This is a genomic window from Pirellulales bacterium, assembly GCA_035546535.1.
Taxonomy (GTDB): Bacteria; Planctomycetota; Planctomycetia; order Pirellulales; family JACPPG01; genus JACPPG01.
This window is the reverse complement of sequence record DASZWQ010000010.1, coordinates 18,433-28,939: the sequence shown is the minus strand read 5'-3', so window position 1 is coordinate 28,939 and position 10,507 is coordinate 18,433. Positions and strand designations below refer to the sequence as shown.

Here is a 10,507-nt window from a genome sequence, read left to right as displayed (position 1 = left end):
TTGGCATGCCAAAAGGACTTATGTAATCACCCACGACAAACTGACGAACGGCCCCTAATATGCTGTAGTCGGATTCAGCGGCTGATCAGGCGATCGGTGGTCGGCCGGACATCGCTACAACCAGTCGATATGCTCCAGAAACCCCTCTCCAGAGTTGTGGTGTTCGCCGCGCTCGTGATCGGTGGCGCTGCGGCGGCGGGTGTGGCGGTGTGGGCGAATCGCGAGCGCCTGGCTGCTGAAACGACAGCGCAACAGGAGACGACGAAGCGCGCACAGGCCGAGCAGCAGTTGGCCTCTCTGAAGCACGAGCTCGCGCAGATGCGCGAAGAGCACGCGGCCGACGAAGGACGTCTCGAGCAGGGTGCGAAGCGCGAGCAGCAAGCCCACCAGTCGGCTGAGGAACTGCGGCGCGCGCTTGAGTTTTTGGAACAAAAGGTCCTCTCCGCCGGGACGCCGGCCGAATGGACGGGACCGCCGCGCAGCAAAATCACGTTGCGCGAGGCGCTCGATGCGGCCGAACCAGAGATTGCGCACCAGTGTGCCGACCAGCCGCTCGTCGAAGCATTCGTGCGCAGCACGTTCGGCCGGGCTTATTTGGATTTGCGCGAGCCGGCGAAAGCAGTCGAACAGTTGAGAAAGGCACTCGCGTTGCGCGAAAAGGCGCTCGGGCCGCATGACCCAGCGACCGTCGCCTGCCGTAATGACCTGGCGCGCGCCTACCGTTTGGCAGACCGCCCGAGCGAAGCAGCAAGTCTATTCGACCAGTGACTTGGGACCCTGCGCCGTCTCCTCTGTAAGAGGCTCGGCGGCCACCGCCTCGCCTGGCGCCGCCTGAATGATTCCGGCCGCATTGCCAAGTCTCACCGGCGCGCCGTCGGTGAGCACGGACAAGTCACCCAGGATGACTTCTTCCGATCCGTCGAACGGGACCCAGCTTTCATTCTCAGCAAGCGCTTGCGGCGGGGCATTTTGCCCGTCGGGCTCTTGCTTGAAGATCACGTTTTGAATCGTTCCTCCGTTGGCAATGGCAGGCCTCCGCAGGCGATTCGTGACTTCGATCCACTGCCCATCGCTGACCCCGGTCTGCACTTCGACGCGCATCGCCTTGCCGTTGACGTGGCTCCAATAGTAGGTCCGATCGCCGCTATAGGTCAGTGCCGAGACGGGCAAAGCGCGCACGTTCGGCCGATCGATGATGACCTTTCCGTAGGCATACATGCCGGGCAAAATCTGACTATTCGTGTTGGGCAGTTTGACGTGCCTCAGCGCTTCGCGCGTCGCCGCCGGCAGATCATCGGGAATCTTGCTGTCGGTGTTGGGCAAATCGATTTCCGCCCGTAAAGTCCGGCTCTTGACGTTCAAGGCCCAGGAGGTCCGTGTCACGGTGCCGATGACGGGTTGGTCGCGGAAAGCCTTGGCGAGGACGGTTGCCTGGGTCCCGACGTGTACGAAATTCGCGTCGTGTTCCGGAATGTCGACGAAAATGCGTACCACGTCCGTACGATCGATCACGTAAATCGGCGCGGCCTCGCCGCTGGGCGACAAGTTCGGAGAGTGCGCTTCGGCCGTCGGATCGCCCTTGGCCGGCAGCACGAAGTCTCCCGTATTGGCGTTACGGGCAACGACCACGCCATCGAAGGGAGCGTACAGCTTCAGGTAACCGACCCAGGCTTCCATCCGCTTCCAATCGCTGGTGGCCACGTCGACGTCGGCCTCGGCGACGGCGACGGCGACCTCATCCTCACGCAGACTGGCCGTCTTCGATTCCAGGTCGGCTTGGGCCTTGGCGATGTCGGCGTCCGCCGCCTCGCGCGCGGCGGTGCTCGCGCGCAGTTGATTTTCCGACTCCAGCAACACTTGCGGGTCCACCACGCCGCGACCTACTTCGCGCTTCAAGCGTTTGACCTCGGAATCCCAGCGAACGACCTGCGCATCGTACTGCGCGCGGATGGCAATTGCCGCTTTCAATCGCGCCTCGGCCGACCGGACGTCGGCATCCGCGACCAGCACGATTTTCTTCGCAAGCTCGACGCGCTGCTTGTCGAGTTCCACCTGGGCTTTCTTCGTTTCGCAGTCTTCCTTGACCTCGGGAACGAACAGGTCGCAGAGGACCTGGCCCTTGGTCACTTTATCGCCGATATCGACATACCACTTCTCGATATAACCGCTGAGTTTCGGATAGATCGACGTGCGTTCGTAGGCCTCGACAAAGCTTGGCTGGCCTACGACGCGCGTGATGTTGCGTAGTTCGGGCTTGAGGACCTGCACCGTCGGAGGATCCGAGACGTGCGTCACTTCGGTCTTGTGCTCGTGGCTGCAACCAGCGGTGACCAGCGCGATCGGCAACGACAGACAGCAAGACATTGCCAGGAGTGCTATTTTCGACGGCAAGCGAAGAACGGGTGATGGAATTCCGGGGATACGAATGCACGTCATTGATCGACCTCCTGACTATCTCCTCATCGTAGAGCATACCTCAGCTATCCTTGCCCCCCGGAGATGTTGCTGAGCGCCTGAGCATGGCGATGATCGGCAGCGACCGGCCCATTAGTGCTACGCGAGCACGGCGCCTCGGTTCGCTCGCCAGAGTGCATTATCTCGCTGCACGGCCTGCGTGCCAAATCAGGACGTAAGAAAAATGATATTCGCGTCCTGAGGAAGTGCAGTTTCCTTGCGAGACGGTGATCTTCGCGTCGCACCACGACATTGTGTCGGTTACCGAAATGCAATCTTTCCATTGCAGCCGTCGAGTTATCGCGACAGCTTCTGCATTGGCGACGTGAGTTCGTTGCCAAACGCGTGGAAGAAGTCAGGACGGCGCGCTCGCTGGCCTGTCGATCAGGGAGTCGCCGGTGGCGGTGCGGCGACCGAAAACTCCTGGCCGTCGAAGTACGAATCGGGATCGAGCGGGCGCATGGCATCCGCCGTGTCAGGCGGCGCTACGATCGGCACGGGCGTTTCGCCGCCGAACGGATTGGCGAAGGACTCGCTCGGGGTCGCTTCCATTTCCATCGCGGCCGATCGGCGCGATGAGTAAGCGCCAACAGGGCGCTCTGCCTGAGCGCGTGATTGCTCCTGATAATAGCGGTGCAGGCTTCCCTGAGGACGGCCTGCCACGAGATGCCGGTTGTTCGTTTCCACCGGTCGCTGAGCGCGCGCGTCAGAGCGAACCGTTGTTGCCAACCTCGCGCGCGAATTGGCGGTGGCAATCTTGCCGGCCGTTTGAGCCTGGCATTCGGCAATAGCGCCGCCGCCAACCGCTACGGCCACCACGAAGTAAGCGCATCGCGAAGCAAAGCGCGCGATCGTCGAGACCATTGGACACCCTCTCCAAACCCCGCTCGCCACGATTGCATTGCCTGGCGAGACGGCCACGACAAGTTTAGCACGCGCTAAGGCGCACTTTTTGACGGGTTTTCCGACCGTGCAAGTCGATGCAAGCCGTTGTGGGACCTGCTCATCGGCTAACGGCTCGCAAATCGACGCATGTCGCTCGCCGGACGAGGGAACAAATCAAGCGGCGAGAATCGTTGCGGGCTGATCCGATCCTCTTCGCCGTAAAACGAGCTCGCCTCGCTGGTAAAGCGAGGTCCGTGAGTCGACGCGGCGGCGATGAGATCGCTTGTAGGAGCGACGGTCGTAACTACTGACGATAGCGCGCGGACCGATGTCGCAGCTTGAGGGGCGACCGCCGCGAAGCGCGTGGCCCCGACGGTTGCGCTTGCTTGCGCTCCGGCGCTCATGGCGTTACCGGTCACCGCCAGCCAGTTTGACGAGATCAGGGCGATGTCCTGCGAGTTGACGATGCCGTCAAAGTTCACGTCCCCTGCCGGGCCCGCTGTCAGCCAATTAGAAGAAACCAGCGCAATGTCCTGACTGTTAACGATGCCATCACCGTTGGCATCGCCAGCCAGGCTTGCCGCCGCGAACGTGAATCGATCGGCCGAGGTGGTGGCCGACGTGCCGTAACCGAAAATCGGAGCGGTGACGTTGGCATTCGGGTTGTCGCTGATCGTGTCGGCTTCGGTCTTGCCCGACCGCACGGTGATGTTCACGGTGCCCGATCCCGCGGGCACGACCGCGCGAATTTGTGAGTCGCTGAGGACGGTCACCGACGGAGATGGCGTCGTTCCAAAGAACACGGACAAGTTTCCGGCGGCTCCGGAAAAGTTTTGACCCGTGATCGTGACGGTTGAACCCGCCGGGCCGCTCGTGGCACTGAGCCCCGCGACGCGTGGCGTCAGATCGACGACTTGAAAATCGCCGGCGGTGAGCACCTCCAGGCCGTTGCTGGCGAAGATGTCGTCGTCAGTGTTCCACACCAGGTGGATCTGGTTGTTGGCGTTGACCGACGCCGAGGTGCCGGTCACGTACATGGCGCTACCGATATCGGCCAGGATCAAACCGTATTGCTGCATCGCACGAGCAACGATCTGCGACTCGGGCGGCATGTTCGCGATCAAGGTGTCGATGGCCGGCGTGTCGGCCAGCCGCAATCGTGCTCCCAGCGGCAGCTTGTTGGCCGATTGCGATTCATCGACCATGTGCGACGCCGGATAGATGTACTGCGGGTTCACGTCGCTGCCGGGGAGTGTGAATCGCAGGGCGTGCGTGATTGCGCCTTGGCCCCCCTGCGAAATGGGCAAGCCCTCGTCGGGCCGCACCAGGCCGGCCAGGATCGACAATCCTGCTGCGTCGGCCGAGGTGGCGCCCAGTGTGCGAAACGTATTGGTGTTCATGTCCCAAACCGTCTCCTGCGCGGCATGCCACAGTTGATCGGTCTTGGCGACCTCGACATTGTTATTGTTGGGAAACAGCGTCGGGTCGTTCGGGCGCGACACGCCGTACAGCTCGTAAGCGATGTTGTTATCCTCGTCCCAGATGATCAGGTGCGAGTCGCCGCGCTGGTTCGTCTTGTAGCCGCCGCCACTTAAGTTCGGGCCGTTTTGAAAATCACCTTCCAGGACGGCGTTGGCCGGAATCGGCACCGGCACGATATCGCTTTCGTCGGGATAGTTGTCGATCGAGACGTTGACTTTCGCCGTCGAGTTCCCATGCACGACATTTACGGGAATACCGTAGAGCGGGTCGCTGCCGTTCGCCGCGCTATCGGCGCCCCAATCGGGGTGCAGGTGGATCGAGCTGCCGATATGCGAGATGATCGCGGCCGAATTTGCCGCGACCGGCGCGCCAGCGATGTTCTGGTTCCAAGCGTTATCGGCCGGAAAGAGTTGCGAGCCCAAGAGCGTCAGCAAGCGGCGATCTTCCAGGTTCTCGACAGTCAGCGTCCGGCGACCGCCTGCAGGTCGGCTTGAACGTGCTGCAGGCAAGAATCTTCGTCGTTCGGCACGTCGCGTGCTCACCCCACGCAGGCCGAACCAGCAGGACCCTCGATGCATCGTGCATTTCCTTCATCGCGAGCCCCTGCAGAAGCGTTACTCGGGTGGCCTGGCCAATGCGATTGGAACCGAATTCTGCGTTTGCGTCGATGATCTTGCGAAAACCGCCCCAGAGGCCGGGGAATGGTGGGACCATGTGCCGCTATCGCGCACGTTTCAAAGCGGTTCGTTGTTGTGCTGGCCACAAGCGCGTCACGAACGGCCAATTTTTCGCCAGCACTTGGTAGGGGTATGACGAGAAAGGGTTCGCGTCAGAGTTGAGTTTTTGAACCACATTGGGGTCTGGAAACGATTTTGCGCGGAGTTGCCCAGCGACGATCGCGAGCCTCTCCCTGGGCTGCGGCGTATGATTAATGAACGATCTGCTACCACCCGGCGCTGAAACAAGAAACGCTCGAACATGAAGTCAGAGGATCCTGCCATGACTGCTATCCCACCTTTGCGTCGCCGTGTTGCCTTCGTGCTTTATTTCAGCGTGACGATGCTTGTCGTGGCGCGTCCTGCGATGGCGGCGGATGATGCCGCGGCATCCCGCGCCAAGGCGTACGAAGCGGCCGTGCAAAAGGGCGTCGAATACCTGCGCAGCAAAGGGCAAGCCGACGACGGGTCGTTCAGCGCGGCCGCCGGGCCGGGGATCACGGCGATCGTCGCCACGGCGGTCATGGCCAACGGTCGCACGGCCGACGACCCGCTCGTGGCTAAGAGCCTGAAGTATCTCGAAGGTTACGTGCAGCCGGACGGCGGCATCTACGCCCCCAAATCGCGATTGCGAAACTACGAAACTTGCCTGGGCGTGATGTGCTTCGCCGCGGCCAATCGCGACGGCCGCTATGACAAGACGCTGAAAAACGCCGACGCTTTCTTGAAGGGCCTGCAGTTCGGCGATAAGGACGATCGCACGCCGTCGGACATTGCCTATGGGGGCGTTGGCTACGGCGGGTCCGAGCGGCCCGACCTCTCGAACACGCACTTCTTGATGGAAGCGCTGGAAGCAGCTGGCGATGGCGCCGACGACGAAGCCGTGAAGCGCGCGCTGGTGTTCGTGTCGCGCTGCCAGAATCTCGAATCGGCGAACAACACCACGCAATTTGCCGCGAAGGTTCAGGACGGCGGTTTCTATTACACGCCGATCGGCGAGGGGAGCAGCCCGGCCGGCAAAACCGCCAACGGCGGTTTGCGCAGCTACGGCTCGATGAGCTATGCGGGATTGAAGAGTATGATCTTCGCGGGCCTGGAGCCCGACGATCCGCGCGTCCGCGCGGCCGTCAAGTGGGCCCAGGATCACTACAGCGTGACCGAAAACCCGGGCCTCGGCGACGAGGGGTTGTACTACTACTATCATCTGTTCGGCAAAGCCCTGCAGGCGCTAGGGCAGGAGAAACTGGTCGACGCCCAGGGACTCGCTCACGATTGGCGCGAAGACCTGGTCATGGAGCTGGCACGCCGCCAGCGCGACGACGGCTCGTGGACGAACTCCAACACGCGCTGGCTCGAAGGTGACCCGAACCTGGTGACGGGCTACGCCCTGCTGACGCTCTCGTATTGCAAACCGTGAAAACCTTCTTCGATAACCTTCGCGGATTAAACCTGCTTCCAACGATGGCAGTGCGGTCTGGCGGAAAGACAGCGAAACGATTCGAGCTTGCCGCCACGACCGCGGCGCTGGTCGCTGTCGTCTTTTTGCTCTCGCTCACAGGATGCTCCAACCAGGACGCCCGTCGCGCGACCAACAGATCGGCGACGGCTTCCGACACCGCGTTTCTGGTCCAAGCCCTCGCCAGCGACAGCGACGCCGTCGACGAGGAATCGACCCGGGCCGCGGTTTCCTTCGTCCGGCGCTGCGAGGCGACAACAGCTGCGCGCGTCGCCGATTCGAGCGACGATCAGGCCGCCGATCGGCGCCTGACGTGGAAGCCGCAGTAAGGTTCTCACACGTTCCGGATTCGGTTGAGCGGCTCGAGGGTAGAGACTCCTCTATAATCTGCCCGACGAAGGTATTCGCTCCGTCCAAGGCAAGTTGCTCGACATGAGGAAACCACGATCGCCAGCTTCGCCCTTCAGCTTGCAAGCCGCGACCGTGGGAGACGCGAAAGAGCTTGCGGCGTTGCATACGGCCGTCGCCGAGCGTCTCACCGAAAGCTATGGCCGCGGGCCCTGGTCGACAAAAACATCAGAAAAGGGTGCCTTGCTGGCGATGCGAACGTCGCGAGTATTCGTGGTGCGGCAGAGCGGCGAAATTGTCGCCACACTGCGATTGACAACCAAGAAGCCGTGGTCGATCGACACGAGCTATTTTGCCGAGACCGAGCGGCCACTGTATTTGCTGGCGATGGCTGTTGCGCCGGCCCGGCAGCGACGCGGGCTGGGAAGAAAGTGCCTGAGCGCGGTGAAGAAGATTGCCCGCGGGTGGCCGGCCGACGCGATTCGTCTCGATGCTTACGACGCACCCGCCGGAGCCGGCAACTTCTACGCGCGTTGCGGTTACGAGGAGGTGGGCAGAGCTTCGTACCGGAAGACGCCGCTTGTCTATTACGAGTTGCGGCTCGGCTGAGGGACATGGCCTGCGAAATTTTTCGCGCAGAGAAAGCTGGCAATGCACTTCCCAGGCACGCTATAAAGGTCGCAGGAGCCAGGGTCGACACGTCGCTCCGTTGAATCATCGCACACGCGAAGGGGGGATTAACCCATGCGCCCTCATGTCGTGACATTGTTGGTCACTCTGGCGACCTTGATGCCTTGGCACCTTGTGTCGTCGCCACGCGCAAAGGAAAACGCTGCGCGGGCCGCCGAACCCGACCGCACGGTGCTGCCGATCACGGATCGCGGCTTTCAAGGCGTGGCCGACCGCACGCTGGGCGGCTCGAAGCCCGATTACCCGACACCCGTGAAGGCGCCGGAGGGCGCGCCGAACGTGGTGCTGATCTTGTTGGACGATGCCGGCTTCGGCAATCCGTCGACGTTCGGCGGGCCCGTCCAAACGCCGACGTTCGAAAAGCTTGCCTCCAATGGCTTGCGCTACAACCGCTTTCACGTCACGGGGCTTTGCTCGCCAACGCGCGCGGCGCTACTTTCCGGGCGCAATCATCACACCATGGGTTTCGGCTCCGTGGCCGAGCTGGTGGGTGGCTATCCTGGCTATTCGGGGCGCTGGCCAAAGAGCGCGGCGTCGATCGCGCGCGTGCTGCGCGACAATGGTTATGCGACCAGTGCGTTCGGCAAATGGCATCTCACGCCCGATCACAGCACCGGTCCGGCCGGTCCCTTCGATCGTTGGCCGAACGCCTTGGGCTTCGAATACTTCTGGGGCTTTCTGGGAGCGGAATCGAGCCAGTACGACACGCTGCTGACGGAGAACAACACGATCCTCGGCGTGCCGAACGACGAGGACTTTTATTTTCCGGATGCTATGGCCGAGCGGGCTGTGCATTGGCTCGAGGCGCAGCGCTCGCAATCGCCTGAGAAGCCGTTTTTTTTGTACTTCGCGCCGGGCGCCACGCACGCCCCGCATCACGTGCCGAAAGCGTGGGCCGATCGGTACGCCGGAAAATTTGATCAGGGCTGGGACAAGCTGCGCGAAGAAACCTTTGCGCGACAAAAGCAACGGGGCGTGATCCCGGCCGATGCGCGACTGACGCCGCGCGACCCGGCTTTTCCGGCCTGGGATTCTTTGCCGCCCGAGCAGCGGAAGATCTATGCTCGGCAGATGGAGGTCTTCGCCGGCTTTTTGGAGAACGCCGATTACCAGATCGGCCGCGTTATGAATGCGATCGAGGAGCTGGGGCAACTCGATAACACGCTGGTCTTGTACATCTTCGGCGATAACGGCGCCAGCATGGAAGGAACGCCGACCGGCACGTTCAACGAAATCGTTTCGTTGCTTGGTGTGCCGTTGACGCCCGAGCAACAATTGAGGCTCATCTCGCTGCACGGCGGCATCAAGGAGATGGGTGGGCCGAAGACCGATCCGCATTACGCCTCGGCCTGGGCCTGGGCCGGCAACACGCCGTTTCCGTGGGGGAAGCAACTGGCTTCGCATCTTGGCGGCATCCGCTCGCCGATGGTCGTTTCCTGGCCGAAACAGATCAAGGACAAGGGAAGCGTCCGTAGCCAGTTCACGCACGTGATCGACGTGGCGCCAACGATCCTGGAAGTCGCCGGCTTGCCTGCGGCCAGGCAAGTCGACGGCGTGCAGCAGATTCCGCTACAGGGCGTGAGCTTTGCTAATTCGTTTCTCGACGGTGACGCCAAGTCGCGGCACACGTCGCAATACTTTGCCATCCTGGGCAATCGCTCGATGTACAAGGATGGCTGGCTCTTGAGCGCGCGGCTGCCCAAGCTGCCCTGGGATATGACGCCGCCGACGATGGCGCGCTTCGCGCCCGGCGCGTGGGATCCCGACAAGGATCCGGTCGAGCTTTTCAACCTGGACGCCGATTTCTCGCAGTCCGAGGACGTCGCCGCCAAATATCCGGAGAAGGTTAAGGAGCTGCGCGAGCTCTTCTGGGAAGAAGCGGCGAAGAACAACGTGCTGCCGCTATTGGCCGAGTACTCGTACTACTACGGCATGTTGCCTCCCGAGACGGGCCAGTCGCGCTATGTTTATCGTGCCGGCATGGACAACCTGCCGCCGGGCTCCATTCCACACATGAACGGCCGCTCGTACACATTGAGCGCCAAGTTCGACATGCCCGAGTCGGGGGCCGACGGCGTGATCATCGCCAACGGCAGCTTCCTGGGCGGCTACGCGATGTACGTCGAAGGAGGCAAGCTCAAGCACACGTACAACTTTTACGGCTTGCGGGCCGATACACTCACCGCCGCCGACAAGCTGCCTGCGGGAAAGATCAATGCCCGTTTCGAATTCATCGCCGATGAGCCAGGCAAGCGCGCGACCGGCGGCAAGACCGCGCTCTACGTCAACGACGCGAAGGTTGCCGAAGGACGGCTGGAACACACCGTGGTCTTTCGCTTCTCGTTGTACGAGGGAATGGACATCGGCCGCGACAACGGACTGCCGGTGACTTCCAGCTATGCCAAGCAGTCTCCGTTTGCATTCCCCGCTGAGATCGAGCAGGTGGAACTCGAGCTGAAGTGAAAGCGCCCGCAGA

At 62.0% G+C, this 10,507-nt stretch carries 8 protein-coding genes; 4 read left to right on the top strand and 4 right to left on the bottom strand.

All coding sequences use genetic code 11. The features are described from left to right. Positions 1-114: 114 nt before the first annotated feature. From VHD36_00940 to VHD36_00925, 4 genes are all read right to left on the bottom strand, one after another. The gene (locus VHD36_00940) at positions 115-675 is read right to left on the bottom strand and encodes a hypothetical protein (protein ID HVU85855.1); all 561 of its coding nucleotides are present in this window, start codon (positions 673-675) and stop codon (positions 115-117) included. Between the two features lie 78 nt (positions 676-753). Continuing rightward, positions 754-2,364, bottom strand: a complete 1,611-nt coding sequence (locus VHD36_00935) for an efflux RND transporter periplasmic adaptor subunit (protein HVU85854.1) — start codon at positions 2,362-2,364, stop codon at positions 754-756. A 474-nt stretch (positions 2,365-2,838) separates the two neighbouring features. Further along, positions 2,839-3,318 (bottom strand): hypothetical protein, encoded by a 480-nt coding sequence (locus VHD36_00930; protein ID HVU85853.1) that lies wholly within the window; start codon positions 3,316-3,318, stop codon positions 2,839-2,841. Positions 3,319-3,464: 146 nt separating this feature from the next. Next, the gene (locus VHD36_00925; GenBank protein HVU85852.1) at positions 3,465-5,330 is read right to left on the bottom strand and encodes an IPT/TIG domain-containing protein; all 1,866 of its coding nucleotides are present in this window, start codon (positions 5,328-5,330) and stop codon (positions 3,465-3,467) included. Positions 5,331-5,820: 490 nt separating this feature from the next. Here VHD36_00925 and VHD36_00920 point away from each other — a divergent pair, with 490 nt between their 5' ends. The 4 genes from VHD36_00920 to VHD36_00905 all read left to right on the top strand — a co-directional run bounded on the left by VHD36_00920 (position 5,821) and on the right by VHD36_00905 (position 10,494). Beyond that, positions 5,821-6,954 (top strand): prenyltransferase/squalene oxidase repeat-containing protein, encoded by a 1,134-nt coding sequence (locus VHD36_00920; GenBank protein ID HVU85851.1) that lies wholly within the window; start codon positions 5,821-5,823, stop codon positions 6,952-6,954. 44 nt (positions 6,955-6,998) lie between these two features. Then, complete coding sequence (locus VHD36_00915) at positions 6,999-7,322, top strand: hypothetical protein (GenBank protein ID HVU85850.1); 324 nt, start codon at positions 6,999-7,001, stop codon at positions 7,320-7,322. A gap of 103 nt (positions 7,323-7,425) precedes the next feature. Then, positions 7,426-7,950: a GNAT family N-acetyltransferase gene (locus VHD36_00910; protein ID HVU85849.1), complete on the top strand. Its 525-nt coding sequence runs from the start codon at positions 7,426-7,428 to the stop codon at positions 7,948-7,950. Between the two features lie 135 nt (positions 7,951-8,085). Continuing rightward, positions 8,086-10,494, top strand: coding sequence for an arylsulfatase (locus VHD36_00905; GenBank protein ID HVU85848.1), 2,409 nt, complete (start codon positions 8,086-8,088; stop codon positions 10,492-10,494). The last annotated feature ends 13 nt before the right edge of the window (positions 10,495-10,507 follow it).

What these genes read in the sequence shown, in the direction of transcription:
- VHD36_00940 (HVU85855.1), bottom strand. Translation starts at nt 675, where the DNA reads ATGCGGCCCGAGCGCCTTTTCGCGCAACGCGAGTGCCTTTCTCAACTG.
- VHD36_00910 (HVU85849.1), top strand. Translation starts at nt 7,426, where the DNA reads ATGAGGAAACCACGATCGCCAGCTTCGCCCTTCAGCTTGCAAGCCGCG.
- VHD36_00915 (HVU85850.1), top strand. Translation starts at nt 6,999, where the DNA reads ATGGCAGTGCGGTCTGGCGGAAAGACAGCGAAACGATTCGAGCTTGCC.
- VHD36_00905 (HVU85848.1), top strand. Translation starts at nt 8,086, where the DNA reads ATGCGCCCTCATGTCGTGACATTGTTGGTCACTCTGGCGACCTTGATG.
- VHD36_00935 (HVU85854.1), bottom strand. Translation starts at nt 2,364, where the DNA reads ATGTCTTGCTGTCTGTCGTTGCCGATCGCGCTGGTCACCGCTGGTTGC.
- VHD36_00930 (HVU85853.1), bottom strand. Translation starts at nt 3,318, where the DNA reads ATGGTCTCGACGATCGCGCGCTTTGCTTCGCGATGCGCTTACTTCGTG.
- VHD36_00920 (HVU85851.1), top strand. Translation starts at nt 5,821, where the DNA reads ATGACTGCTATCCCACCTTTGCGTCGCCGTGTTGCCTTCGTGCTTTAT.